Source organism: Stutzerimonas marianensis, from assembly GCF_022810315.1.
Classification (GTDB): Bacteria; Pseudomonadota; Gammaproteobacteria; order Pseudomonadales; family Pseudomonadaceae; genus Stutzerimonas; species Stutzerimonas marianensis.
This window is the reverse complement of sequence record NZ_JALGRD010000007.1, coordinates 116,471-142,746: the sequence shown is the minus strand read 5'-3', so window position 1 is coordinate 142,746 and position 26,276 is coordinate 116,471. Positions and strand designations below refer to the sequence as shown.

26 protein-coding genes and 3 tRNA genes are annotated in these 26,276 nt (G+C 60.3%); 7 read left to right on the top strand and 22 right to left on the bottom strand.

Annotation, left to right across the window (positions count from 1 at the left end; all coding sequences use genetic code 11):
- Positions 1-5: 5 nt before the first annotated feature.
- The 12 genes from flgK to MST27_RS13610 form a co-directional block, all read right to left on the bottom strand.
- Complete coding sequence (flgK, locus tag MST27_RS13665; RefSeq protein ID WP_243606491.1) at positions 6-1,994, bottom strand: flagellar hook-associated protein FlgK; 1,989 nt, start codon at positions 1,992-1,994, stop codon at positions 6-8.
- Between the two features lie 2 nt (positions 1,995-1,996).
- Positions 1,997-3,199, bottom strand: a complete 1,203-nt coding sequence (flgJ, locus tag MST27_RS13660) for a flagellar assembly peptidoglycan hydrolase FlgJ (RefSeq protein ID WP_243606490.1) — start codon at positions 3,197-3,199, stop codon at positions 1,997-1,999.
- 10 nt (positions 3,200-3,209) lie between these two features.
- Positions 3,210-4,313, bottom strand: coding sequence for a flagellar basal body P-ring protein FlgI (locus tag MST27_RS13655; RefSeq protein WP_243606489.1), 1,104 nt, complete (start codon positions 4,311-4,313; stop codon positions 3,210-3,212).
- A gap of 13 nt (positions 4,314-4,326) precedes the next feature.
- Complete coding sequence (flgH, locus tag MST27_RS13650; RefSeq protein ID WP_243606488.1) at positions 4,327-5,022, bottom strand: flagellar basal body L-ring protein FlgH; 696 nt, start codon at positions 5,020-5,022, stop codon at positions 4,327-4,329.
- Positions 5,023-5,051: 29 nt separating this feature from the next.
- Positions 5,052-5,837, bottom strand: a complete 786-nt coding sequence (gene flgG / locus MST27_RS13645; RefSeq protein ID WP_243606487.1) for a flagellar basal-body rod protein FlgG — start codon at positions 5,835-5,837, stop codon at positions 5,052-5,054.
- A gap of 45 nt (positions 5,838-5,882) precedes the next feature.
- Entirely contained in the window at positions 5,883-6,623 is a 741-nt protein-coding gene (gene flgF, locus MST27_RS13640; protein WP_243606486.1) for a flagellar basal-body rod protein FlgF, read from the bottom strand.
- Between the two features lie 191 nt (positions 6,624-6,814).
- Positions 6,815-8,095, bottom strand: coding sequence for a flagellar hook protein FlgE (gene flgE, locus MST27_RS13635; protein ID WP_243606485.1), 1,281 nt, complete (start codon positions 8,093-8,095; stop codon positions 6,815-6,817).
- 30 nt (positions 8,096-8,125) lie between these two features.
- Entirely contained in the window at positions 8,126-8,806 is a 681-nt protein-coding gene (gene flgD / locus MST27_RS13630; protein WP_243606484.1) for a flagellar hook assembly protein FlgD, read from the bottom strand.
- 18 nt (positions 8,807-8,824) lie between these two features.
- Positions 8,825-9,268 carry a flagellar basal body rod protein FlgC gene (flgC, locus tag MST27_RS13625; protein ID WP_243606483.1) on the bottom strand — a complete coding sequence of 148 codons (444 nt, stop codon included), beginning with the start codon at positions 9,266-9,268 and terminating at the stop codon, positions 8,825-8,827.
- A 13-nt stretch (positions 9,269-9,281) separates the two neighbouring features.
- Complete coding sequence (flgB, locus tag MST27_RS13620; RefSeq protein ID WP_243606482.1) at positions 9,282-9,686, bottom strand: flagellar basal body rod protein FlgB; 405 nt, start codon at positions 9,684-9,686, stop codon at positions 9,282-9,284.
- A 193-nt stretch (positions 9,687-9,879) separates the two neighbouring features.
- Positions 9,880-10,704, bottom strand: coding sequence for a CheR family methyltransferase (locus tag MST27_RS13615; RefSeq protein ID WP_243606481.1), 825 nt, complete (start codon positions 10,702-10,704; stop codon positions 9,880-9,882).
- Positions 10,705-10,745: 41 nt separating this feature from the next.
- Complete coding sequence (locus MST27_RS13610) at positions 10,746-11,678, bottom strand: chemotaxis protein CheV (RefSeq protein ID WP_243606480.1); 933 nt, start codon at positions 11,676-11,678, stop codon at positions 10,746-10,748.
- Between the two features lie 85 nt (positions 11,679-11,763).
- Between MST27_RS13610 and flgA the strand changes: the two genes are divergently transcribed.
- The 4 genes from flgA (at position 11,764) to MST27_RS13590 (ending at position 14,272) form a co-directional block, all read left to right on the top strand.
- Positions 11,764-12,513, top strand: coding sequence for a flagellar basal body P-ring formation chaperone FlgA (gene flgA / locus MST27_RS13605; RefSeq protein WP_243606650.1), 750 nt, complete (start codon positions 11,764-11,766; stop codon positions 12,511-12,513).
- A 93-nt stretch (positions 12,514-12,606) separates the two neighbouring features.
- Complete coding sequence (flgM, locus tag MST27_RS13600; protein ID WP_243606479.1) at positions 12,607-12,939, top strand: flagellar biosynthesis anti-sigma factor FlgM; 333 nt, start codon at positions 12,607-12,609, stop codon at positions 12,937-12,939.
- A 35-nt stretch (positions 12,940-12,974) separates the two neighbouring features.
- The gene (locus tag MST27_RS13595; protein WP_243606478.1) at positions 12,975-13,445 is read left to right on the top strand and encodes a flagella synthesis protein FlgN; all 471 of its coding nucleotides are present in this window, start codon (positions 12,975-12,977) and stop codon (positions 13,443-13,445) included.
- 80 nt (positions 13,446-13,525) lie between these two features.
- On the top strand, positions 13,526-14,272 hold the full coding sequence (locus MST27_RS13590; RefSeq protein WP_338052444.1) for a flagellar brake protein: 747 nt from the start codon (positions 13,526-13,528) through the stop codon (positions 14,270-14,272).
- Positions 14,273-14,378: 106 nt separating this feature from the next.
- On the opposite strand, the gene MST27_RS13585 is transcribed toward MST27_RS13590, so the two are convergent.
- Positions 14,379-14,455: transfer RNA gene (locus MST27_RS13585), tRNA-Arg, on the bottom strand.
- A gap of 531 nt (positions 14,456-14,986) precedes the next feature.
- Here MST27_RS13585 and MST27_RS13580 point away from each other — a divergent pair.
- Together MST27_RS13580 and MST27_RS13575 are read left to right on the top strand one after the other, a co-directional pair.
- The gene (locus tag MST27_RS13580) at positions 14,987-15,169 is read left to right on the top strand and encodes a PA3371 family protein (RefSeq protein ID WP_243606476.1); all 183 of its coding nucleotides are present in this window, start codon (positions 14,987-14,989) and stop codon (positions 15,167-15,169) included.
- Positions 15,170-15,390: 221 nt separating this feature from the next.
- Positions 15,391-15,717: an Arc family DNA-binding protein gene (locus tag MST27_RS13575; protein WP_243606475.1), complete on the top strand. Its 327-nt coding sequence runs from the start codon at positions 15,391-15,393 to the stop codon at positions 15,715-15,717.
- Positions 15,718-15,845: 128 nt separating this feature from the next.
- Here the strand turns inward: MST27_RS13575 and MST27_RS13570 are convergent, their stop codons facing one another.
- From MST27_RS13570 to mgtE, 4 genes are all read right to left on the bottom strand, one after another.
- The gene (locus tag MST27_RS13570) at positions 15,846-16,982 is read right to left on the bottom strand and encodes a sodium ion-translocating decarboxylase subunit beta (protein ID WP_243606474.1); all 1,137 of its coding nucleotides are present in this window, start codon (positions 16,980-16,982) and stop codon (positions 15,846-15,848) included.
- A 10-nt stretch (positions 16,983-16,992) separates the two neighbouring features.
- Entirely contained in the window at positions 16,993-18,774 is a 1,782-nt protein-coding gene (gene oadA, locus MST27_RS13565; protein WP_243606473.1) for a sodium-extruding oxaloacetate decarboxylase subunit alpha, read from the bottom strand.
- 15 nt (positions 18,775-18,789) lie between these two features.
- Positions 18,790-19,035, bottom strand: coding sequence for an OadG family protein (locus MST27_RS13560; protein WP_243606472.1), 246 nt, complete (start codon positions 19,033-19,035; stop codon positions 18,790-18,792).
- Positions 19,036-19,175: 140 nt separating this feature from the next.
- The gene (gene mgtE / locus MST27_RS13555) at positions 19,176-20,624 is read right to left on the bottom strand and encodes a magnesium transporter (protein ID WP_243606471.1); all 1,449 of its coding nucleotides are present in this window, start codon (positions 20,622-20,624) and stop codon (positions 19,176-19,178) included.
- 323 nt (positions 20,625-20,947) lie between these two features.
- Between mgtE and MST27_RS13550 the strand changes: the two genes are divergently transcribed.
- Positions 20,948-21,424: a DUF4124 domain-containing protein gene (locus tag MST27_RS13550; protein WP_243606470.1), complete on the top strand. Its 477-nt coding sequence runs from the start codon at positions 20,948-20,950 to the stop codon at positions 21,422-21,424.
- Positions 21,425-21,474: 50 nt separating this feature from the next.
- On the opposite strand, the gene MST27_RS13545 is transcribed toward MST27_RS13550, so the two are convergent.
- The 5 genes from MST27_RS13545 to alaS form a co-directional block, all read right to left on the bottom strand.
- A tRNA-Arg gene (locus MST27_RS13545) sits at positions 21,475-21,551 on the bottom strand.
- Between the two features lie 108 nt (positions 21,552-21,659).
- Positions 21,660-21,750 (bottom strand) — tRNA-Ser (locus MST27_RS13540).
- A 61-nt stretch (positions 21,751-21,811) separates the two neighbouring features.
- Positions 21,812-21,997 carry a carbon storage regulator CsrA gene (csrA, locus tag MST27_RS13535; RefSeq protein WP_243606469.1) on the bottom strand — a complete coding sequence of 62 codons (186 nt, stop codon included), beginning with the start codon at positions 21,995-21,997 and terminating at the stop codon, positions 21,812-21,814.
- A 185-nt stretch (positions 21,998-22,182) separates the two neighbouring features.
- A complete protein-coding gene (locus MST27_RS13530; RefSeq protein ID WP_243606468.1) occupies positions 22,183-23,418 on the bottom strand; it encodes an aspartate kinase in 1,236 nt (411 codons plus the stop codon).
- Positions 23,419-23,509: 91 nt separating this feature from the next.
- Positions 23,510-26,131 carry an alanine--tRNA ligase gene (gene alaS, locus MST27_RS13525; protein ID WP_243606467.1) on the bottom strand — a complete coding sequence of 874 codons (2,622 nt, stop codon included), beginning with the start codon at positions 26,129-26,131 and terminating at the stop codon, positions 23,510-23,512.
- Positions 26,132-26,276 lie beyond the last annotated feature (145 nt).

Here is a 26,276-nt window from a genome sequence, read left to right as displayed (position 1 = left end):
CCTTATTACCTGAAGGTGCTGATCAATGTATCGAACATCGTGCGGGCAACTTGAATGATCTGGGCAGACGCGTTGTAGTACTGCTCGAACTTGATCAGGTTCGCCGCCTCTTCGTCGAGGTTGACCGCAGACAACGAATCACGATTGTCCGTGGCCTGCTTGAGGATCGCGCCGGTCGCCTCGCTGTCCATTCGTGCCTGCGCCGTCAGAGTGCCGACACGCTCGACCAGCTCGCCGTAGCCATCGGTAAAACTCTTGCCGGACCCCGGTACGCTCGGGTCTGCGCCGATGGTCTGCTTGGTCTGGAGATTGACCATGTTCAACGCGTTGCGGTTATCCGAGACGCCATTGGTGTTGAAACCGATGACGAAGGTGTCGCCATCCTGCGGACGGCCGCTGACAGTGAACGTGAAGCTGCGCCCATCGATCTCGATGGCGAGTTCATTGGCCTGCCCAGGCGTGAACACCGCGGGGCTGACCTGCGTCACTCCTGTTCCCGTAATGCTCGGCGGCGTGCCGGCGTTGTAGGTCAGCGTGATGTCGCTGCCCAGCGCTGCCTTCAAGGCAGCCATGTCGACACTGTCGGTCGTGCCAGGCTGGCTGATCACACCGGTCCCGACGTTCTGCAGGTTGCTTTCCGCCCTCACCGGCGCGGCGAACGCCAGCTGGTCGGCCTGGTCCAGCACCACCTTGATGTCCGTGGCGCCCCGTCGGGTCGGCTGCAGAGAAAACCTGTCGCCAGCGTTCGGCGCCCCGCTGATGGCGACGGTGAACCCCTGGTCCTTGCCCGCACTGTCGGCGAAGCTGAGATAGGCCGGCGGGCCGGCATTCTGCGTGACGGTGATGTTCGCACCGTCGCTCAGGCGTCGAGCCGTATAGTTCGTGCCGTCGAACTCCATGCGATAGTCGCTGATGGTCAGGTTCTGGGTATCGGTGATGCGCAGGGACGCATCGGCGGTCGAGGTGTTGCTGCTGAACGGCGTCGCACGCAGCCCCATCAGCGAACTGGAGTTGTAGTCGCCGAACAGCGCCGTTCCGACCTGCCCCTTCAGGTCAAGCCCCTGGATCTGCTGCGAGTTGACCTGGTCGCTCACCGCCAGCGCCAGCCTGCCGAGCGAATTCAGGGTCGGGTCGAGTACTTCTTCCCGATAGCGAATCAGCCCGCCCAGCTCACCGCCGGTAATCTGCGAAGTAATACCCTGACGCGAGCTGCCGCTGACGAACTGGATCTCGTGCCGATTGGGATCGCTCTGACCGGGGACCACTTCCAGGCGGCTGACCGTGCTGCCGACCACGAGCGGCTGCCCTGTGCCGACGGAAACGTTGAAGGTGTTGTCGTCCTGCGGCGTAACGGTCACGCCGATATAGGTCGACAGCTGGCGCACAGCCTCGTCGCGCGCATCGAGCAGGTCGTTGGGCTGCTGCCCGTTGGCCGCCGCAATGGCGATGGCATTGTTCAGGCTGCCAATGCTGCCGGCCAGGCGATTGACCTGGTCGGTCACCGCAGCCATCTGCTTGTTGGTGAAATTGTTCTGCTCGGTCAGGCGATCCGACACGGTATTGAAGCGGCGCGCCAGGCCTTCGGCTTCAGCCAGCACGAGCTGACGCGCCGGAATGTTGGCGGGATCTTCCGCCGCGGTCTGCAAAGCCGAGAAAAACTTCTGCAGCGACGGCGTAATGCCCGTGGTACTGCCCGCCAGCAGGGAGTCGAGCTGGTCGATCTGGCTCTTGTACGCCTCCACGTCGCTGCTCAGCGACGTGCTGCTGCGCAGCTGGGCGGTGAGGAATTCGCTATAGCTGCGCCGGACTTCCACCAGCGTCGTGCCCGAGCCGACGTAGCCGGCACCGCTGAACTGCGGCGTGCGGGTCGCTTGCGACGCATCCTGGCGGCTGAAGCCGGGCGTGTTGACGTTACTGATGTTGTGACCAGTGATCGACAGTTGAGTCTTGCTGGCACTCAGGCCAGACAGGCCTATGTTCAACAGGTCAGCCATGATTAGCCTCTAGTCCGCGTCGTCGGCGCCGTGCTGGCGTCGGCGATAGTCTGATAGGTCTGCACCTTGCGGGCGATCTGGTTGATCTTCCGCGCGTATTGTGGGTCGGTGGCATAGCCGGCCCGCTGCAATTCTTTTACGAAGCGCTCGGAGTCACCCGAGGTGCTCGCCACCTGGATCGCGGGCTTGTAGCGGTCGTTGCTCTCAAGCAGCCGCACGTAGTCGTTGAAGCTCTGCTCGAACGAGTCGTAGGCGCGGAAGCCGGCGACCTGCTTGGTCGCCTTGCCGTTGACATATTCAGTGGTGGTGACCTTCGCCGACTCGCCTTGCCAGCCGGTGGCCTTGATGCCAAACAGGTTGTGGCTGTTGCTGCCGTCTTTCTGTTTGATCATCGACTTGCCCCAGCCAGTCTCCAGCGCAGCCTGTGCCACGAGGAAACGCGCTTCCACGCCCAAGCGCTTGGCCGCTTTTTCGGCCATCGGCAGCATGGTCGCGATGAATTCAGCCGGCGAACTGAAGCGTGTCTTGCTCGGCGCGCTCGGTGCGCTCGCCTCGACGCCATTGACGGTCAAGGGTGCCTCGACAGGTGCGGCAAAAGCGGTGGCGGGCTTCCAGTCAAGGTCGACCAGAGGCTGTACCGTTCCGGCCTGGGCTACCTGGGTGGCCTGTTCGGTCGGCGTAGGCGCCATCGCAACGTCCGCCGGGCTGCGCTCCGTGAGCCGGCCAGGCAGCGCCAGACGCCGCTGATTGAGCATCTGCACGTCGTTACGCGCCGGGTCGACCTTGGCGACAGCGGCGTCGGGGCTGCTCGACCACTTGGAGCCTTGCGTCTGGGCGACCTGGGCAAAGGGGTTGGGCTTCTCGCTGGGCGCCTGCTGCTTGCTGAGCTGGCGAATCAGCACGTCGGCGAGGCCGATGCCACCGCCCTCCTTCGACAGCGTGACCGACAGCTGCTGGTCGTGCATGTCCTGGTACTGCTTGCTGGCCTGGCTGTTGAATGGATTGTCCTGGGACATGACTTCAGTGGCCGACCGCATCGACTTGAGCATCTCGTTCATGAACAGGGACTCGAATTCCTGGGCGACCTTGCGCACGTTCTCGGCGCTGTCGCGGTCCTTGCCCACCTTGAGCTGGTTCAAGCGATTCAGGTCGGAGTAGCTGCCACTGTCAGGCGTACGCCGAGCCGTTCCCAGACGATTTTCCATGTCCCGGTCCTCAGATCACGATCAGGTCTGCTTGCAGCGCACCGGCCTGTTTGAGCGCCTCGAGGATGGCCATCAGGTCACTCGGAGCCGCGCCGACCTGGTTCACCGCGCGCACGATCTCGTCGAGCGTCGTACCCGGGGCGAACTTGAACATCGGCTTGGCTTCCTGCTCGGCTTTCACCTTGGAGTTCGGCACCACCACGGTCTGGCCGTCGGACAGCGGATTGGGCTGACTGACCTGCGGATCCTCGGTGATGGTCACGGTCAGGCTGCCGTGTGTCACGGCAGCCGGCTGCACGCGCACATTCTGGCCAATGACGATGGTGCCGGTACGCGAGTTGATGATGACCTTGGCGACCGCCTGGCCGACGTCGACCTCAAGGTTTTCCAGAATCGAGAGGTAATCGACGCGCTGGCTCGGATCGAGCGGCGCGGTGATGCTGATCGAACCGCCATCGAGCGCCTGGGCCACGCCCGGACCGAGCAGTTCATTGATGTGATCGACGATGTTCTTGGCCGTGGTGAAATCGGGGCGGTTGAGGTTCATCGTCAGGGTGGTGCCCTGGTTGAAAGCGCTGGGTACTGGGCGTTCCACGGTGGCACCGTTGGGGATACGTCCGGCCGAAGGAATGTTGACGGTGATGCGCGAGCCGTCGGCACCGCCTGCATCGAAACCACCGACGACCAGATTGCCCTGGGCAATGGCGTAGACGTTACCGTCGATCCCCTTGAGCGGGGCCATGAGCAGGCTACCGCCGCGCAGACTCTTGGCGTTGCCGATCGACGATACCGTGATATCGATCGTCTGACCGGGCTTGGCGAAGGGCGGAAGCTCGGCATGGATCGATACCGCCGCGACGTTCTTCAGCTGCACGTTGCCGCCCGCCGGCACCTTGATACCGAACTGCGCCATCATGTTGTTGAAGGTCTGCACGGTGAACGGGGTCTGGGTGGTCTGGTCACCGCTGCCATTGAGGCCGACGACCAGGCCGTAACCGATCAGCTGGTTGCTGCGCACGCCCTGGATGCTGGCGATGTCCTTGAGGCGCTCGGCATGCACCGGCGCGCCAGCCAGACACAGCAGAGCCATCAATAAGAAGCTGAACACTTTCATAGCCGACACCTGCTTAGAACGGCCACAACGGGCTGATGAAGAAACGGTCCAGCCAACCTGGCTGGCTGGCATCGGCGAAGGCGCCGGTGCCGGAATAGGTGATGCGGGCGTCGGCAATGCGGGTCGAGGGCACGGTGTTATCGGTCGCGATATCGTCCGAGCGCACCAGGCCAGCGATGCGTACCAGCTCGTCGCCGGTGTTGAGCGTCATCCACTTCTCGCCACGAATCGCCAGAATGCCGTTGGGCAATACGTCCGAGACGGTCACGGTGATCGAGCCGGACAGGCTGTTGCTCTGCCCTGCCTGGCCGGAACCGGAGGTGTCACGTGACGCGTCGTACTCGGCGCCCAGGCTCATACTGTTGCCGGTCAGCGGGTTGGCCATCGAGACGGCGCCGCCGAACAGCGAGCCGAGACCGATATTGGCCTTGCTCTCCTTGGAAATCTTGGAGTTCGAGTTCTTGCTCGCCTGGGTCTTTTCGTTGAGCGTGACGGTGATGATATCGCCGACCCGATAGGCCTTCCTGTCGTCGTACAGATTGGTTTCGAAACCCGCCTGGTAGATCGCCCCGTTGTTTTGCGCAGCCGGCAGCGGTGTGCGTGGCAGCACCGGCGCGTAGTACGGATCGTTGGGTTTCGGAGCCGGCGCCATGCACCCGGACAGGATCATGGCAGGCACCAGCGGCAGGACATTCAACAAGCGACGCATATTCACCTCAATCCAGCGGCTGACTGCTGTTACAGCTGCTGGGTAACGAAAGACAGCATCTGGTCGGCCGTGGAGATGACTTTCGAATTCATCTCGTAGGCGCGCTGGGTGGTGATCATGTTCACCAGTTCCTCGACGACGCTGACGTTGGAGTTTTCCAGTGTGTTCTGCAGCACGGTGCCCAGGCCGTTGAGGCCCGGCGTGCTGACCTGCGGCGCGCCACTGGCGGCGGTTTCAAGGAACAGGTTGCTGCCCATGGCCTGCAGACCAGCCGGGTTGACGAAGTCAGCGGTCTGGATGTTGCCGATCACCTGCGGCGCCGGATTGCCGAGCGTCGTGACCGAGACGGTGCCGTCCTCGCCCACGGTGAAGGTCTGGGTTTCCGGCGGCACGACGATGGCGGGCTCCAACGCGTAGCCATTGGAGGTGACGATCTGGCCATCGGCGTTCAGGTGGAAGCTACCGTCACGGGAATAGGACACGGTGCCGTCGGGCAGCAGGACCTGGAAGAACCCGCGACCATTGATGGCCATGTCCAGTGGCTGCTCGGTGGTTTGCAGGCTGCCGGTGGTGAACTGCTTCTGCGTTCCGACGATGCGCACACCGGTACCCAGCTGCAGGCCGGACGGCAATTCGCTGTCCTGGCTGGACTGGCCGCCGGGCTGGCGACGGATCTGGTAGAGCAGGTCCTGGAACTCGGCACGGTCCTTCTTGAAGCCGGTGGTGGACACGTTCGCCAGGTTGTTGGAAATGGTGGTCAGGTTCATGTCCTGGGCGGACAAACCGGTCTTACTCACCCACAGTGCTGGAAGCATGGTCTTCTCCTCGCGTGCCGGGAATCAGGCACGCCGCCTAGTTTGTTAGCTGTTCTGCAAGACTCGGGCCGCTGCGGCACTGTCTTCTTCGGCCGTGCGCATCATCTTCACGTGAAGCTCGAATTGCCGGGACAGGGCAAGCATCGAAGTCATCTCGGCGACGGCATTGACGTTGCTCGCCTCGAGGAAGCCGGACGTGACACGGACCGCGGCATCAGCCTCGACAGGCTGGCCGTCCTTCATGCGGATCAATCCGTCGGTGCCCTTCTCCAGTTGCTTGGGATCGGGGTTCACCAGCTTCAGGCGATCGACCGTCACCACTACGTTCGGGTCTTCACCGAGCGCGCGAATGCTGATGGAGCCATCGGCGCCGATCTCGACCTTCTCCTCCGGGGGCACGGCGATCGGCCCCGCATTGCCGAGCACCGGCAAACCATCGCCGGTGCGCAGGATGCCCAGGGTGTCGATGTTGAGGCTGCCGGTGCGGGCATAGGCCTCGCTGCCATCGGGCGCCTGTACCGCGATCCAGCCCTCGCCTTCGACGGCAACATCGAGATCCCGGCCGGTCTCTTGCAGGGTGCCGGCGCTGAAATCCGTGCCGGGTCGCTCCGTCATCGCATAGACGCGAGCGGGGAACGTGTCGCCGAATACCTGCATCGAGCGGGCCTGCTCGAAGTCGCGCCGGAAGCCGGTTGTCGAGATGTTTGCCAGGTTGTTGGCGTGCGCCTGCTGAGCGCGCGCGTTCTGGCTCGCACCCGTCATCGCTACATAAAGCATCTTGTCCATCGAACCTCCGAAACGCGCTGATTGACGCGTAATGACTCTTCAGAAGCTTAAATAGCAAGACGCATGCCACCGCAGCCAATCAATCTAAACGGCTGAAATAAAAGGATTTTTATATGAAAAAAAAGGCCCCGAGGGGCCTGAAGCTGGCGAGGCGGCAGTTTCCCGCCGCCCCGCTGTCAAAGGATGGACGCTTAGCGCAAGTTGATGATCGTCTGAGTGATGGCGCTTTCGGTCTCGATGGTTTTTGCGTTCGCCTGGTAGTTGCGTTGCGCCACGATCAGGTTGACGAGCTGGTCGGACAATTCAACGTTCGAATCCTCAAGCGCGCCGGCCTGCAGCGAACCCAGCGTACCGCTACCCGGCGGGTTGCGAACCGGCTCGCCCGATTCGAACGATTGCACCCACTGGGTCTTGCCGACAGGCGTCAAACCTTGAACGTTGGCGAAGTTCGCCAGGATGATCTGCCCCTGCACCTTGGATTGTCCGTTGGTGTAGCGCGCGAAAATCTCGCCGGTCTCGCTGATCTCCAGGCCCGCCAGTTCGCCGGTGGTGTAGCCGTCCTGGCTGACACTGTTGACGGCGAAGGCGCTGGCGTACTGGGTCGAGCCTCGCATGTCCAGCGTCATGTTCAAGCCGGCCGCCGGCGCTGCATTGTTCAATGACCACGTACCGTCGGTATTCTTCACGGCCGGCTGCCAACCGGTAATGGCAGAGGTGCCACTGGCCGGATCGATCAGGGCGCCGGAGGGGCTGAACTGCAGCGCCGTGGTTGCCGGCGCGGTGCTATTGACTGGATCGGCCGGATTTCGCCCGTCGACCAGGACGTGCATCTGCCAGGTATTGGCGGTGCCGGTCTTGACGAAATACTGAGTCATGACATGGGCGTTGCCCTGCTCGTCATAGATATTGGTCGAGGTGGACGAGTTGTAGCTCAACGGATCGGACGGATCGAACGGCGTGTTGACCGGCTCGGTGTTCGTCGAGTTCAGGTTGAAGCCTTGGGTGACCTTGGTCGTGGCCTTGGGCTCCTGGCTGGACGTCTGGATCTTCAGATCGCTGACCTGTCCCGTGCGGATGTTGCCGTTGTCATCGACGCCATAACCTTGCAGGTTGTAGCCGAAGTTATCGACCAAGTTGCCCTCTTTGTCCGTACCGAAGTAACCGGCACGGGTATAGCTCAGCGCACCGTTGTTGCTGACCTGGAAAAAGCCGTTGCCGTTGATCGCCAGGTCGAGGGCATTCTGCGTGTAGTTGATGTTGCCCTGGTTGAACTGCTGGGAAATGTCGGACAGCAGAACGCCGCTGCCGACCGGATTCTTGCCGGAGCCCAGCATCGAGGCGGCATACACATCGGAAAACTCCGCACGCGACTGCTTGAAGCCCACCGTGCCCGCGTTGGCGATGTTGTTACCGGTGACGTTGAGGTCTTTGCTGGCGGCGCGCATGCCGCTGAGGCCGATATTGAACGACATGAAATGCTCCTGTGCCGGGCGTGCCGGCGGTTACTGGCCGATGACCTGGACTTGCGACAGCGCGATGCTGCCGACACCGGCCAGGTTGAGCATCAGCTCACCGCCGTTCTGTCCGAGTGTGACGCTGTCTACGTTGGCGGGAAGCAGGGTGTACAGCCCCTTGGTCTCGCCCTGGTAGGTCGCTTGTGCTTCGAATCGGTAGGTGCCCGGCGGCAAGGTTTTGCCGCTCGAGTCCTTGCCATCCCACATGAATGAAACGTTGCCCGCTTCCTGCTGGCCCATGTTGATCCGGTTCACGACCGTACCGGCACTGTCGTAGACGTTTACCGATACGTTGCTGCTGGTGGTGGGCAGGACCAGGCTGGCCTTGAAGGTCTCGCTGGTATCCACGACGGCTTTGTCGGTCGGCACAATGACCTTGCGACCCACCAGGGACGAGGCCTGGAGTGCCTGCGAGGACTGATAGCCGGACAGCATCGTCTCGACGCTGGAGTTGAGCTTCTCGACCCCTTCGACCGTACTGAACTGGGCCAACTGGGCGATGAACTCACCGTTCTCCTGTGGCTCCAGGGGGTTCTGGTTGTTCAGCTGCGTTACCAGCAGCTCGAGGAACTCGTTCTTGCCAAGGTCGTTACTCTTAACTTCCCGATCCTTGATCTGGTATTGGTCGAGCACCGAGCCCGTACCGCTGACACCGTTAGTCGTCGTCATGGCGATCTCTCGTAGGGATTACTGACCCAGGGTCAGGACTTTCTGAAGCATGCTCTTGGCCGTGTTCATCAGCTCGGCATTGGTCTGGAACGAGCGGCTGGCCGAGATCATGTCTGCCATTTCTTCGACGACGTTGACGTTCGGGTAGTACACGTAGCCGTCGGCGTTCGCCGCGGGATGGTTAGGCTCATAGCGGGCCTGCAGCTCGCTCTGATCCTCGACGATGCCAAGCACCTGGACACCAGCGCCTGCCTGATCCTGCTCAGCGAACAGCGACTCATTCGGCGCGCCTCCGGCCTGCTGCAGCATGGTGGCGAAAACCGGATGCCGCGCACGATAGGTCTGGTCGACGCTGGAGGACACCGTCTCGGCGTTAGCGATGTTGCTGGAAATGGTATTCAGCCGAGTGCTCTGGGCACTCATGCCGCTGCCGGCGATGTTGAAGACGTTGCTAAGGGACATGGGAAAACTCCTCTTATTCGCCGCGCAGGGCGCTCATCAGCCCCCTGAACTTGCTGTTGAGCAATGTGAAGCTCGCCTGGAAGTCGATGGCGTTCTCGGCATAGGCGGCCTGCTCCACCTGAGCGTCGACGGTGTTCTGGTCGAGCGAGGCGTGCGCCGGCGTACGGAAACGCAAGCCGGGATCGGCGATTTCCATCCCCTCGGCGGCGATATGCTTGCTGTTGGTGACGTTCACCCCGAAATGCCCCTCGCTCTTGCTGTGCTGGGCGGCCAGCACAGCGCTGAAGTCGAGGTCACGGGCCTTGTAATTGGGGGTGTCGGCGTTGGCGATGTTGTTGGCCAATACCTCGGCGCGCTGCGCGCGAAAGCCGAGCGCCTTCTCGTGAATGCCAAGTGCCTTGTCGAAACTGATGCTCATGATCTGGACCTTTGCCGGATACAAGTCTGCGTGACAGAGCTTCAGCAAAGGTCGTGCCATTTATTCAAGGCACTGAATTGCAAGGGTTTCAGGAAGAGTACGCCTACTCAGGCGTCAAAAGCGGCAAGGTTTTTCCATCCTCCTTGCCGCTATCTTGTTGCGCAGCGACAGAATTCTGCCGCTCGGAGGTCGGCTATTTGGCCTTATAAATGATGCCGGGGCTGCACTGCACCATCTGATACAGCTCCGGCAACCCGTTCAGCGCTTCGGATGCGCCGAGGAAGAGGTAGCCACCTGGCTTGAGGGTGGCATGAATGCGGCGGAGGATGTCTTTCTTCACATCCGCAGAGAAATAGATGAGCACGTTCCGGCAAAAAACCACGTCGAACTTGCCCAGCGCGGCATAGCTGTCGAGCAGGTTCTGCACGCGAAACTCGACACGGTTGCGGATTGCCGGCTTGACCCCCCAGCGCCCGGGCGCTTTCACATCGAAGTACCGCTGGAGACGATCACTGGACAGCCCTCGCGCGATTGCCAGGCTGTCGTACTCCGCGGCCTTGCTCGCCGCCAGCATGGCGCCGGACAGCTCGGTTGCGACGATCTGTACCGATAGTTTCGGCTGGCTGGGGCTGTTGCGCTCGTATTCGTCGATTGTCATCGACAACGAATAGGGTTCCTGCCCGGAAGAACACGCGGCCGACCAGATGCGCAAGCGCTGGCCCGGCGCGGCTTTGAGCAGCTCCGGCAAGATGCGGCTCTTCATGACCTCGAACGGATAGGTATCACGAAACCAGAGCGTCTCGTTGGTCGTCATGGCATCGACGACCTGTTCGCGCAGTCCACTGCGAGGTTGAGCCTGGATCTTCCTGACCAGGTCACCGAGAGTCTTGAGACCTTGCTGCTCCATCAGCTTGTTGAGCCGGCTGGACACCAGGTACTGCTTGTTGTTGCCCAGCAAGATGCCGCACGTCTTTTCCAGAAACACCCGGAACTGATCGAAATCCAGATCACCTGACACTAATCACGCCCCTCAGGTCGTCTTGTTGAGAGGCTTGCGCCTCATTTCCCATCCGTCAACCGGACACGCTCGATCACCCGGTTCGCCAGATCGTCTGGTTGGAACTTGGCGAGAAAGTCGTCCGCACCGACGCGCTTTACCATCGACTGGTTGAAGACACCGGAGAGCGAAGTATGCAGGAGAATATGCATGTCCCGCATGTCCGGGTCCTGGCGTACCTCGGTTGTCAGGGTATAGCCGTCCATTTCCGGCATTTCGATATCGGAAATCATCATCATGAACTCGTCGGACGGCTTCTTGCCCTGCGCGACGAGCCCTTTCAGGTAGGTCAGCGCCTGACGACCGTCGTTGTGCGCAACGACTTCGATACCGAGGTTCTGTAGACAACGGATAATCTGTTTTCGCGCAACGGATGAATCATCGACGATCAGTACACGGCACAGCGATGCCTTGGAGTGGGTTTCCTCGTCGGTAATGCTGACCGAGACGGTTTCCGACACCGGCGCGACCTCAGCCAGGACCTTTTCCACGTCGATGATCTCAACCATCTGGCTGTCGACATGAGTCACGGCCGTCAGGTAATGATCCCGTCCAACGCCCTTGGGCGGCGGCAGGATGTCTTCCCAGTTCATGTTGACGATGCGCTCGACCGAGCGAACCAGGAAGCCCAGCACCTTGTTGTTGTACTCGACGATGATGGCGAAGCTGTTGGTGATGTCCTCCAGCGCCGGCTTGCCCGTGGCACGAGACAGGTCCAGGATCGAAAGCGTGCTACCCCGAATGTTCGCCACCCCCCGGACCACCGAGCTCGAGCGGGGCATGACGGTCAGCTTGGGGCATTGCAGGACTTCCTTGACCTTGAACACGTTGATCCCGTACAGCTGCTTGCCATCGAGCCTGAACAGCAACAACTCCAGACGGTTTTGCCCCACCAGCTGCGTTCGCTGGTTTACGGAATCCAATACACCGGCCATGCCAGGTTCCTCTTGCTTGCCACATCGGCACTGAGACAGTTTAGAAGCCGGAGCATGACGGCACGCCCCTTGCTTAGTGTTGGTCATGAGCGAACTAATGACTTTTTTCCGGCGTTTCAGCGTTGCTTTCGGCGCAATCCTGCTACCGGCCTTGAGCGGGTTGAGCCAGGCTGCCCAGACAACGACCGCAACCCGGCCCGAACAACTTATCGACGAGACCCACGCCTTTCTTGAGCGTGAGGTGACGGAATACCTGCAGCGTAGCCAAATCCAGGCGCGCTACCAGGTGCAGGTCAATCGCCTCGACCCTCGCCTGCGCCTGGCAGCATGCGATCAACCGCTGGCCGCACGCCTGGAAAGCCCGGCACAACCTGTTGGCCGAACGACAGTCCGGGTGAGCTGCGAAGGCTCGGCGCCCTGGTCGGTCTTCGTCCCCGCCCAGGTTCATCTATACCGTGAGGTCGTCGTCACGCTGCGCCCGCTCAAGCGGGACAGCATCATTGATGTAACCGATGTAACGCTGGCTGAACGGGACGTGAGCCTCCTCAATCAGGGCTATCTCACGGCAATCGATCAGGTTGTGGGCAACAAGCTGACCCGTCCTGTCCTCGCCGACCAGGTCGTACCGCCAAGCTACGTCTCGCTCGCGGAGGTGGTGCGCAAAGGTGATCAGGTCGTGATCAGCGCGAAAAATTCGGCAATTAATGTCAGAATGCCGGGCGAAGCGTTATCCGATGGTGCTGTCGGCAGCCAGATCCGGGTCAAGAACCAAAGCTCTGGCCGCGTGGTCAAGGCCCGAGTGACAGGGCCGGGTCAGGTGGAAGTCATGATGTAGTCACCTCGATAGCGCCCTGCCAAAAAAACGCTAAAGTTTTGTCATGGGTTGCCGAAAAGCAGGCAAGCGACCTGACTTATTCGAGGTTCCATCATGGTTATCGATTTCAACCGACCAAACGGGCCGGCCACTCCGCCCAACAGCGGGCGCACCAGTGGTGTTCAGAACGCCGAGCGGCCCTCCGCTACACAAACTCCAGCAGCCGATGCCAGCAAAGGCGCCTCCAGTGCAGCAGCCATGGGCGAAAACGTCCAGCTCAGCCCTGAGGCTCAGCGTCTACAGCAGGCAACGGAGAAAATGAACCAGCAACCGTCTGTCGATCAGGCGCGTGTCGCTCAGATCAAGCAGGCCATCGCCGATGGCAGCTATCAGGTCGACAGCCAACGCGTTGCGTCCAAGCTGCTGGCTTTCGAAAGCCAGCGCTGATTGACACGCCGGCGGCAAGGCTATCAGGGGCAGCTATGCAAGACACCGAGCTACTCTCCCAACTCGCAGAAGACATCGGCAACGCGCAACGGCTTCTTGATCTCATCGATCAGGAATACCAGGCGCTGGCCGAGCGCGACCTTGCCGGCCTAGAGACCCTGCTGACTCAGAAACAGACGACCCTGGCCCTGCTCGGGCAGCACGGCGCCCGTCGTAGCCAGGGACTCCGTCAAGCAGGCGTGACGAGCGATATGGACGGCATGAAGGCCTACGCCTCCCGCTCAAGCTGCGGCGCCGGCTTGCTCGATAACGCACGGCAGCTCGAGGAGCTTCTGGAGGCCTGTCGGCAGTCCAACGAGCGCAACGGCAAACTCATTCGCGCCAACCAGACGGCAGTAGGCGGCATGCTGCGCATCCTGAAAGGCAGTGCTGACACGCCAGATCTATACGATCGCCGTGGCTCAGCCTCGAAAAGCACTTACCACCGCCCACTCAGCCAGGCCTGAAACCAAACGCACAGGCTTTTCGTGGGCCAAGTGCTATCATTGCGACCTTCATCTCGCCAGGTGCCGGAGAGCCAAGCAAAGTGTCCAGCCTTTTTGTCGAGAACGACGGTCCGCAGCCTCCGCAAATGCTGAAGACACCCGTAGAAGTCTACGCAAACCTACGATTACTTCAGGAAAACCGTACGCCTTTGCTGATTCACTTCTCCGGACGCAACGCCCGTTATCAGACCTACGTGGTCGAGATCAGTCAGGAAAAAGGCTGGATCGCGCTTGATGAGCTGGTCCCCAACGATGGCGAGCGGTTACTGCTCGCGGGCGAACCTTTCTCGGTAGAGGGTTTTCATGAAGGCGTGCGCATCGCTTGGCAGAATGCGCTACCCACCCATCCTGGAGAGCTGGACGACGCGCGCTGTTACTGGATTGCCGTCCCCACCGAGATGCTTTATCACCAGCGCCGCAATGCCTATCGCGCGCAACTGTCCGGCCCTGCAATCAGCGTTACGCTGAGCGGCAAAGCCATCAGAAAGCCGCTGGATGGTCGACTGCTGGACATGTCGGCCACGGGCTGCAGGATCAGTATGAGCGGGCAGATAGCAAGTGGCCTGCAGACTGGCCAGGTCTATGACCTGTCAGCCGCCCTGCCTATCGGCAACATCACCACCGCGGTCGAGCTGCGACACCTGTCCTACGATGAGAAGCTGGACCTGACCTTTTGCGGCCTTCGGTTTCACCGCCTCGGCGGCCTTCCACAGCGCAACATCGAACGCTTCGTCTATCAGCTGCAACGTGAAGCACGTCGCGACCAGGTATCCGACCGTTTCAGCTGATCTGCCCTGACAACAAAAAGGCCCTGCAGCTTGACGCCGCAGGGCCTTTTCTCGTTCTGTCGTCCTACCGTTTGCTCTGTGAAAGCCGAAGCAGTTTGGAGAAGGCTGGCGTCCCAGGCGAGGTTCGAACTCACAACCTTCCCCTTAGGAGGGGGATGCTCTATCCAATTGAGCTACTGGGACAAATCGGGGCAGCATCTTAGCTGCCCACGCTCACTTTGTCACATGCCATCCATGGGCAAGTTCGCAACCCTAAGGCGAGCCGGGAGCTGGTTCGCGTACAGCATCTGGCGGTCAGCATTGCAAAATGCAATTAGCCTTCAGGTTGACCGTGCAAAGCGCACTACCCAACAACGCAGCGACCTTCGCAAGGTATTGATATTAAAAAGGTTTTTCTAACAAAAGAACTGGCACAGCGCGTGCTATGTAAATGGCTATCCGCAACGCGAAGGAGACGCCCATGCAACGCCCGGCTTACTTGCTCAGCACATCGATACTGATCGCTGTTGCCGCTCTGGAGTTTCACGATCTCAAGTCGGAAAGCGGTACTCGACTTTCCAACGCATCGGCGCCACAGCCTTTGTCGGTTGATCGGCCTGCCTATCCAGCTGCACAGACTATCAATCAGGTTCAGGTCAGCGCTCCGGCACAACCACAGCGGTGGGTATTCTAAGGACACGCGAATCGCCATCAGGTTCTATCAGGGAAAAAACCATGTCGCTTTTCACGCTCTTCTGTCTGATTCTCAGTAGCACCTTCGTTGCGCTCTCTCTTACCATGGACCCCAGCGGCACTTGGGATCTAGCCATCAAGGGCGGCGCCGTCCTGTTCGGCATCCTGTTCCTTGCTTCGCTCTTCGTAGGGCGAAAAATCAAGTTCGATCCTGTACTGCGCTAGTAGTAGGACGCAGTCGAGGTTCAGGACAGGGCGCGTATCACACTACCGGCATCTTGCCATCACAGACTACTTTACTGTCGCCGTGTACGTCGTACAATTGGCGCCATAAAGCCGTCTAGCATCTTTTTTGCAGGTCGCGGAACAGCAGGCGCTGTTCGGTTGTCAGACCGTGACTAGAACGGCAATGAGCCACCATCGTCCACCTGACTAACCGGTTTACTATGCGCCCAATGAAGCAGGCAGTTTATTCCAGCCGTACGGCTGACAAATTCGTGGTTCGGCTACCTGACGGCATGCGCGAGCGTATTGCAGAGGTCGCGCGCAACCATCATCGCAGCATGAATTCTGAAATCATCGCGAGACTGGAACAGAGCCTTCTTCAGGAAGGGGCGCTGGACGATGACTTGAACATGCGCCTGGACAGCCCGGAGCTGACGCTTCATGAACGCGAATTGCTGCAGCGTTTTCGCCAATTGGCTCATCGACAGCAGAACGCGCTCATTGCGTTGATTGCGCAGGACACCGAGGCGGCTCGCGACGAAGAATAAGAAACAGCTACTACCACCCTGCTCGCGCGCCCTTCGAAAAAACGCCTCGATCTATCGAGGCGTTTTCGTTTTGACGTTTTGCAGCGGCGGGATGAGCGGCCCGTGTCGCGCTCGACACGGGCCTGAGTTCAACCGACGAAGTTCAAGAGAATGCCTGCCGCTACGGCTGAGCCGATAACGCCGGCAACGTTAGGCCCCATCGCGTGCATCAGCAGGAAGTTCTGCGGATTGGCTTCCAGCCCGACCTTGTTCGCCACACGAGCAGCCATCGGGACGGCCGAGACCCCCGCTGCGCCGATAAGGGGGTTGATCTTGTTCTTGCTGAACAGGTTCATACCCTTTGCCATCAGCACACCCGCTGCGGTGCCCCCGCAAAATGCAACCATCCCAAGCACCAGGATGCCGAGCGTCTTCATTTGCAGGAAAGCGTCGGCCGACAGCTTCGAGCCTACTGTCAAACCGAGCGCAATGGTCACGATGTTGATCAGCGCGTTACGTGTCGTGTCGGCTAGACGCTCCACCACACCGCATTCACGAAGCAGATTGCCGAAGGCGAACATACCCACCAGCGGAGCAGCATCTGGTAACAGCAAACCCACCAGAAGGGCCAGCATCAACGGGAAGACGATCTTTTCGACCTGCCCGACCGGCCTCAGTTGCTGCATGACGATCATTCGCTCCTGCTTGCTGGTAAGCGCACGCATGATCGGAGGTTGGATCAGCGGAACAAGCGCCATGTACGAGTACGCCGCCACAGCGATCGGACCGAGCAGGTGAGGCGCCAATTTCGCCGTAACGAAGATCGACGTCGGGCCATCAGCACCACCGATAATGGCAATGGATGCCGCCTCGCGCAGCGTGAACTCCATACCCGGGATACCCGCTGCCGCCAAAGCCAGCGCACCGAGCAATGTCGCGAAGATGCCGAACTGCGCGGCCGCGCCGAGCAGCAGCGTCTTGGGGTTGGCCAGCATCGGTCCGAAATCCGTCATGGCCCCTACGCCCATGAAGATGAGCAGCGGGAACACGCTGGTCGGCAGCCCGACTTCATAAAAAAGATGCAGGATGCCCGCACCCTCGGCCATGTTCGCAACCGGAATATTGGCGAGCACCCCACCGAAGCCGATCGGAATCAGCAGCAACGGCTCGAACCCTTTGCGGATGGCCAGGTAGATCAGTCCCAGACATACGACCATCATCAGCAACTGGCCCGGTTCCAAGTGGTACAGACCCGTGCTTTGCCACAGCTTGAGCAACTTATCCATGTTGCTCCCCTTAGGCGATGGTCAGCAGGCAATCGCCTACAGCCACCGCATCACCGACCTTCACATTGATACTGGAGACGGCGCCTGCCTTGAAGGCTCGAATCTCGGTTTCCATTTTCATGGCTTCGAGGATGATTACGACGTCACCCTCCTGCACCGCCTGCCCTGGCTGCACCAGCACTTTGAAGATATTGCCCGCAAGGGGGGCAGGTTGTGGTTCACCCGTACCAGCGGCCGGCGCGGCAACCGGAGCCGCAGCCACGGAGCCGGCCGCACCAAGCGGCTTGATGCCGTCTATGTCGCCACCCTCGTTGACCTGCACGACGAAAGATTTGCCGTTGACCTCCACGGTGTAGACGCCCGGCTCGCCCGCGTCGCGCGGTGTGGACGGCTCGCTCCCCGGAGTCGGTTCGAAGGCTGAGGGGTTGTCGCGGTTTTCCAGAAACTTCAATCCGATCTGCGGAAACAGCGCATATGTCAGCACGTCGTCGATATCGTCAGCAGCCAGCCGGATGCGCTTCTCCTTCGCGAGCGAGCGCAGCTCATTGGTGAGCTTGTCCATTTCCGGCTGCAGCAGATCGGCGGGACGGCAGGTAATGACCTCTGTACCTTCGAGCACACGCGCCTGGAGTTCAGCGTTGAAGGGCGCCGGGGCTGCACCATATTCACCCTTGAGAATGCCTGCGGTCTCCTTCGTGATCGACTTGTAGCGCTCCCCGGTCAATACGTTGATGACAGCCTGTGTTCCGACGATCTGCGAGGTGGGTGTGACCAACGGAATGAAACCAAGATCCTCGCGTGCGCGTGGGATTTCGGCCAGCACCTCGTCGAACTTGGCGAGCGCACCCTGCTCCTTGAGTTGGCTTTCCATGTTGGTGAGCATGCCGCCCGGCACCTGCGCGACGAGGATGCGCGAATCGACGCCTTTGAGCGTTCCCTCGAATTTCGCGTATTTCTTGCGCACCTCACGAAAGTAGGCGGCGATCTCTTCCAGCAGCTCGAGGTCAAGCCCGGTATCGCGCTCGGTACCTCGGAAAATTGCGACAACCGATTCGGTAGGCGAATGGCCGTAGGTCATCGACAGCGAGGAGATTGCCGTATCGACATTGTCGATACCCGCCTCAACGGCCTTGACGATCGCGGCGGTCGACAGCCCAGCGGTTGCGTGACACTGCATGTGGACAGGAATGGCCAGGCTCTGCTTGAGACGCGATACCAGCTCGTAGGCGGTGTAGGGGGCAAGAATACCGGCCATGTCTTTGATCGCGACCGAATCGGCACCCATGTCTTCGATCTGCTTGGCCAGATCGACCCACATCTCCAGCGTATGGACCGGGCTGGTCGTGTAAGAGATGGTCCCCTGGGCATGCTTACCATGGCGCTTGACGGCACGCAGCGCAGTTTCCAGATTACGCGGGTCATTCATCGCATCGAAAACGCGGAACACATCGACGCCATTGATCGCGGCGCGCTCCACGAATTTTTCTACCACATCGTCCGCGTAGTGCCTGTAGCCCAGCAGATTCTGCCCACGCAACAACATCTGCTGTCGCGTATTGGGCATCGCCTTCTTGAGTTCACGGATGCGCTCCCATGGGTCTTCGCCCAGGTAACGGATGCAGGCATCGAATGTCGCCCCACCCCAGGACTCGACTGACCAGAAGCCGACCTGATCGAGCTTGGCAGCGATGGGCAGCATGTCCTCCAGCCGAACCCGGGTCGCGAGAATGGATTGATGGGCATCACGAAGCACCACGTCGGTGATGCCGAGCGGTTTGATTACAGGGTTCATCGAGGGAACTCCGGGTCAACCGCGACGGGCGCGGTGCTGATGGATGGCGGCCTGGATGGCGGCAAGGATATCGGCGTCGATTTCTGGCGCTGCGCCGGGTGCGGGCGTGCTCGGCTGAACGCTTGGTGTCGTATCGAAGCGAGCAACGATCGAGGACATCAGGCGTATGCAGACAATCAACAGCACGAGAAAGATGAAGACAGAACCAAGGCCGAACAGCATGAGTTCGACACCTTCGAGCAGGAGTTCGCTAGGGGTCATCGGGGTTCCCTTTAGATCAGCAGCTCGAGCCGCCTGTTATTCGTGTCGGTGTTCAAGGGCTTCGCCAAGAGCGAAACCCGCGAACAGTAGCCCGAAAAACGACGCCAAGGCAAACGACAAGGAGCCACACCCCGCGCCCATCAGAGGAGAAAAAGCGTCGCCAGGCCGAGAAAAATGAAAAAGCCGCCACTGTCGGTAACCGCGGTGATCATCACGCTCGCGCCCAGCGCTGGGTCGCGCCCAAGCCGGGCCAGGGTCACAGGGATCAAGACGCCCATCAGCGCGGCGAGAAGAAGATTGAGCGTCATGGCCGCCATCATTACCAGACCGAGCGACCAGCTCCCATACAGCCAGTACACGACAAGCCCTATGACGCCGCCCCATATCAAGCCGTTGAGCAAGCCGACCCCCGCCTCCTTGCGCAACAAGCGCGTACTGTTACCGGTGCCCAACTGATCCAGCGCCATGGCCCTGACGATCATGGTAATCGTCTGATTGCCCGAGTTCCCGCCGATACCTGCGACGATAGGCATCAAGGCCGCCAAAGCGACCAGCTTCTCGATCGAACCGTCAAACAGGCCAATCACGCGTGACGCAACGAACGCCGTAATCAGATTCACCGCGAGCCACGCCCACCGGTTGCGCAGCGACTTCCAGACCGAGGCGAAGATATCTTCCTCTTCGCGCAGACCGGCCATGTTGAGCACTTCGCTCTCGCTTTCCTCGCGAATCAGGTCGACCATTTCGTCGATGGTCAGACGCCCGATCAGCTTGCCACTCTTGTCCACGACCGGCGTCGAAACCAGGTCATAACGCTCGAACGCCTGAGCGGCTTCGTAGGCATCCTCATCCGGATGAAAAGTCACCGGATCGCTGGCCATCACTTCAGCGACCTGCTTTTCCGGATCGTTTACCAGGAGCCGCTTGATCGGCAGCACGCCCTTGAGCACGCCGTCGTAATCAACCACAAAGAGCTTGTCGGTATGCCCCGGCAGCTCTTTCAGGCGACGCAGGTACCGCAAGACGACTTCAAGACTGACATCCTCACGAATGGTCACCATCTCGAAGTCCATCAGTGCGCCGACCTGATCCTCTTGATAGGACAGGGCCGAACGGACACGCTCACGCTGCTGCGCATCGAGGGTTTCCATCAGCTCGTGGACAACGTCGCGCGGCAGTTCGGCGGCCAGATCGGCGAGCTCGTCAGCATCGAGCTCCTTCGCCGCTGCAAGCAGCTCGTGATCGTCCATGTCCGCTATGAGCGTTTCGCGAACAGCGTCCGACACCTCGAGGAGGATATCCCCGTCGCGTTCGGACTTGACCAACTGCCAGACCGTCAGACGGTCATCGAGCGGCAGCGCTTCGAGAATGTGCGCGATATCGGCTGGGTGAAGCACCTCGAGCCGGCGCTGCAGTTCGACCAGGTTCTGGCGATGCACCAGCTGATCCACCAGCTCCTGATGCTGCCCCTCCTGGCTCTGCCGATGAGCCAGATCCTCCACGATCTTGTGCCGATGAAGCAGCTCAACGACTTGTGCCAGGCGATCCTGGAGACTTTCCTGCGGCTTCTTTGCTTCTACTTCAGTCATGGCGCACTCCACCCCAGCGGCGGGCATGCGCCAGGGTTCAATCATTCGATACGCGATCAGCTAGCGGAAAATTGGTGTATCTACTGGGTAAGTCCATGAGGGGAATCCACAAACCCGAACGGGCGGACGGCGGCATATTAACACTGCGCTGGCCAGTTCAGCCCATGAAATGCAAGGCCATACAGGCCTTTGCATCGGGACGCCAGGACGTTATGTCAGGCGTCGTCACTGTCGACGCCTTCACGTTGAGAGAAGACACGGCAGCACGCGCAGATTTTGTCGGTTAGGCTGTCCGTTCACACTCGTCAAGGAGGACGACGGCAATGAAAGCCATGGCTACGGCGTGCTTCTGCGCCTTGCTGATTAGCCCACCATTCCTGAATGCCGCAACGGTTTACCGCTGCGTTGACAGTGCCGGCCACACGACGTTCACCCGCCAGGGCTGCCCCTCTGACCAGGCGCTCGCCGTACAGGATGCCCGCAACCCGACGCCAAGTACGAAAAGGATGACACCCCTCGCTGAGCCAAGATCCATCCGAAACCCGCCAGCGAACAGGACAGTCGTGGTTGTTGGCGAGCGTGACGATGGCTGCGGTAATCAGGTAACCGGCCAGGCACGGCGCAACGCCATCATCTCCGGCAAGGTTCAGCAAGGCATGACCCAGACGGACGTGGAAAGCGCCTTGGGCAAGCCGGACGGCATCACGCGCCGCAACGGCCAGGTTCAGTATCGTTACCTGAATGAACGAGGCAGCAGGCAGACTGTCAGCTTCGATGAGCGCGGCTGCGTCAGGAAGTGATTCATACGGAAACGAAAAAGGGCCTGCATCGCTGCAGGCCCTTCCGATTTTGGCGCACTCAGGAGGATTCGAACCTCCGACCGCTCGGTTCGTAGCCGAGTACTCTATCCAGCTGAGCTATGAGTGCGCTGAGGGTGCGCATTATAAGTTCGCGATTCTCTCGGTCAAGCTGTTTGCTTAGTGATTTTCACCACATCCGCGACAACCAAAACCATCACGACCAGACTATGCAAAATGGCGGAGAAGGGGGGATTCGAACCCCCGACACCCTTTTGAGGTGTACTCCCTTAGCAGGGGAGCGCCTTCGGCCACTCGGCCACCTCTCCGCAACACGGGGCGCATCATACCCATCTTTACCCCGTTTGCAAAGCCAAAAATCAAACAAAATTAATGGTTTGGTTCCGAGTCCTTCTCTTTCTGGATCCGCTGGTAAATCTCCTCTCGGTGCACAGCGACCTCCTTGGGAGCGTTCACTCCAATGCGCACCTGGTTTCCCTTGACACCCAGTACGGTGACAGTCACATCGTCACCCACCATCAGGGTCTCTCCGACCCGGCGAGTCAGAATCAGCATTCCTTTCTCCTTAAAAACGGATTCAGTTCAGTAAGCAGTCTGCAAAGATAAAGACGGATAATGTTCCGTAAGACATTGAGCCTAGAGCGTTTCACCAGCTATTGACCAGCTACCGAGAGCCTAAAGTTCCTTTTTCACCAGCCGAATCGACAGAAGGTGCCGACTTGACCCGCTCTCTCGCATGATCACTCCACTTTCCCGGCCGGAGCGTCCAGTTCGAACGCCGTGTGCAGCGCACGTACCGCCAGCTCCAGGTACTTCTCCTCAATGACGACGGACACCTTGATCTCTGACGTCGAAATCATCTGAATGTTGATATTTTCTTTTGCCAGCGCTTCGAACATGCGGCTCGCGACACCCGCGTGCGAGCGCATCCCCACGCCAACGATGGACACCTTGGCGATGTCGGTGTCACCAATCACCTCGCGCGCTCCCATGTCACGCGCAATGCCTTCGAGTACCTGAAGCGCGTTCTGGTAGTCGTTGCGGTGCACGGTGAAGGTGAAGTCGGTGGTGTTATCGTGCGCCACGTTCTGCACGATCATGTCGACCTCGACGTTGGCCGCGCTGATCGGGCCGAGGATCTTGAACGCAACACCGGGTGTATCCGGCACCCCACGGATGGTCAGCTTGGCCTCGTCGCGGTTGAAAGCGATGCCAGAAATGATGGGCTGTTCCATGGATTCCTCTTCATCTAGGGTAATGAGGGTTCCCGGACCCTCCTGAAAGCTGTGCAGCACGCGCAGCGGTACGCTGTATTTGCCGGCGAATTCCACGGCACGAATCTGCAGCACCTTGGAACCCAGGCTCGCCATCTCGAGCATTTCCTCGAAGGTGATCTTGTCCAAACGCTGAGCCTTGGCCACGACCCGCGGGTCCGTGGTGTAGACGCCGTCCACATCGGTGTAGATCTGGCATTCGTCAGCCTTCAACGCGGCCGCGAGCGCAACGCCGGTGGTGTCCGAACCCCCACGCCCCAGCGTGGTGATGTTGCCGGCCTCGTCGACGCCCTGGAACCCGGCCACGACCACGACGCGGCCCGCCTTGAGCTCTTTGTGAATGTTCTGCGCGTCGATCTGCAGGATTCGCGCCTTGGTGAAGGCGCTGTCGGTAAGGATGCGCACCTGATTACCGGTGTAGGAAACCGCGGGCACGCCGATCTTGATGAGCGCCATGGCCAGCAAGGCGATGGTGACTTGTTCGCCCGTCGACACCATGACGTCCAGCTCGCGGGCAACAGGCTGCTCGCTGATTTGCTTGGCCAGGTCGATCAGCCGGTTGGTTTCGCCGCTCATCGCCGAAACCACCACGACGATATCGTCACCGTTGTCGCGGAATTTCTTGACCTTCGCGGCCACCTGCTCGATGCGCTCGACGGAGCCCACCGAGGTACCTCCAAACTTTTGTACGATCAACGCCATTTCATCGCCGCCTAAGCCCATCACGGGCGCTCATTGATACTTTCAACCCCAATCGGCCCACCCTTCACCCCGGCTGTCCGACCAACTGACGTCATCGGCCCTCGACGAACGACCGGACCAGTGTCAGGGCCTCGTCCAGCCGACTCGCGTCGCTGCCGCCGCCCTGGGCCATGTCCGGACGACCGCCACCCTTGCCCCCTACCGCCGCCGCAGCCTGTTTCATCAGCTCACCTGCCTTGAAGCGACCCGTTAGATCCTGGGTCACACCGGCCACCAGCACGACTTTTTCATCCTGAACACCACCCAGCAGGATGACCGCGCTCCCCAGCTTGTTCTTCAACTGATCGACCAGCGCCAGCAGGGCCTTGCCATCGAGCCCGTCCAGCCGCGCCGACAGCACATGCACTCCGCTGACCTCTACCGCTGATGCGGCGAGATCATCACCCGCCGCACTGGCGGCCTTGGCCTTCAGTTGCTCGAGCTCCTTTTCCAACTGGCGATTGCGCTCCAGCACACCATTCAGCTTGTCGACCAGCGTGTCACGAGTGCCCTTGACCAATGCCGCGGCTTCCTTCAATTGCTCTTCGGCGTCGTTCAGATACGCGAAAGCAGCCTCGCCAGTCAGCGCCTCGATTCGTCTGACGCCGGCCGCCACGCCGCCTTCACTGACGATCTTGAACAGGCCGATATCGCCGGTTCGCTTGACGTGCGTTCCGCCGCACAGCTCAACGGAGAAACCGCCCCCCATGGTCAGTACACGAACCTGGTCGCCATACTTCTCGCCGAACAGCGCCATCGCGCCCTTGCGCTTGGCCGTTTCGATATCGGTTTCCTCGATTTCCACCGCAGAGTTGCTGCGGATCTCGGCATTCACCTTGTCTTCCAGCGCCTTGAGCTGCTCAGGCTTGATGGCCTCGAAGTGGCTGAAGTCGAAGCGTAGACGCTGACTGTCTACAAGCGAGCCTTTTTGGCTGACGTGTTCGCCGAGAATCTGCCGCAGCGCCGCGTGCAGCAGGTGCGTTGCCGAGTGGTTGAGCGCCGTGGCCTGGCGCACCGAGGAATCGACGGTCGCTTCAATGGTCGCACCGACTTCGAGCCGACCGCGGTCCAGAATACCGTGATGCAGAAAGGCGCCGCCGGCCTTGCTGGTATCACGCACATCGAATCGCAACCCTTCGGCGGACAGGAAGCCGCAATCACCGACCTGGCCACCCGATTCGGCATAGAACGGGGTCTGGTCGAGCACCACTACGCCCTCCTCGCCTCCAGCCAGGTGCTGTACGGCCATTCCTTCCTTGAACAACGCGAGGACCTTGCCTTCCCCATGGGTGCCCAGGTAACCGGTGAAGCGCGTCTCCCCCTCGACCTTGACCAAGCTGTTGTAATCCATGCCGAACGCGCTGGCCGAGCGAGCACGCTCACGCTGCGCCTGCATTTCACGCTCGAAACCTTCCTCGTCCAGGGTCAGTTCGCGCTCGCGGGCAATGTCGCCAGTGAGGTCGACTGGAAAGCCATAGGTGTCGTAGAGCTTGAAGATCACCTCACCCGGAATGACCTTGCCTTCGAGCTCAGCGAGGTCCTGCTCGAGAATCTTCAATCCCTGCTCAAGCGTCTTGGCGAATTGCTCTTCTTCGTTTTTCAGCACGCGCTCGATATGCGCCTGCTGGGTTTTCAGCTCGTTGAAGGCGTCGCCCATCTCTGCGACCAGGGCGGCAACGATCTTGTGGAAGAAGCTGCCCTTGGCCCCCAGCTTGTTACCGTGCCGGCAGGCGCGGCGGATGATGCGCCGCAGCACGTAGCCGCGGCCCTCGTTGGACGGCGTCACGCCGTCAGCAATGAGGAAACCGCAGGAGCGGATATGATCAGCCACGACCTTCAACGACGCCTGGCCTTCATTACCGCAACCGATCGCCTCGGCAGAGGCATTCAACAGACGCTGGAACAGGTCGATCTCATAGTTCGAATTGACATGCTGCAGGACGGCACTGATGCGCTCCAGGCCCATGCCGGTGTCCACACTCGGCGCCGGCAGTGCATGCAGCACGCCGTCAGCGGTTCGATTGAACTGCATGAACACGTTGTTCCAGATCTCGATATAGCGATCACCGTCCTCTTCAGGCGAACCCGGCGGGCCACCCCAGATGTGCTCGCCGTGATCGAAGAAAATCTCGGTGCACGGGCCGCAAGGGCCGGTGTCGCCCATGGCCCAGAAGTTGTCGGATGCATAGGGCGCACCCTTGTTGTCGCCGATGCGAACCATGCGCTCAGCCGGTACCCCAACCTCCTTGGTCCAGATGTCATAGGCCTCGTCATCACTCGCGTAGACGGTAACCCAGAGCTTTTCCTTCGGCAGGTTGAGCCACTTTTCAGAGGTCAGGAACTCCCACGCATAGGCGATCGCGTCGCGCTTGAAGTAATCACCGAAGCTGAAGTTGCCCAGCATCTCGAAGAAGGTGTGATGACGCGCGGTGTAGCCGACATTCTCCAGGTCATTGTGCTTGCCCCCTGCACGAACGCACTTCTGGCTGGTCGTGGCACGGGTGTAGGCGCGCTTTTCCAGGCCGAGGAAGCAATCCTTGAACTGATTCATGCCGGCATTGGTGAACAGGAGCGTCGGGTCGTTCGCTGGAATCAGCGAACTGGAGGCCACACGCGTGTGGCCCTTCTCTTCGAAGAAGCGGAGGAAGGCTTCACGGATTTCTGCGCTTTTCATAGTTTTCTTCCAGAAGACTGCGGCCGAACAGCTGCAAAGACGACACGGCGGGGCGACACCGGGAGCCGGTTCGCAACTACCGAACAGGTAGCCGGCAAAGGGCCGCATTATATCGGGCCGACGCCGTCCGCATAGTGGATAGATA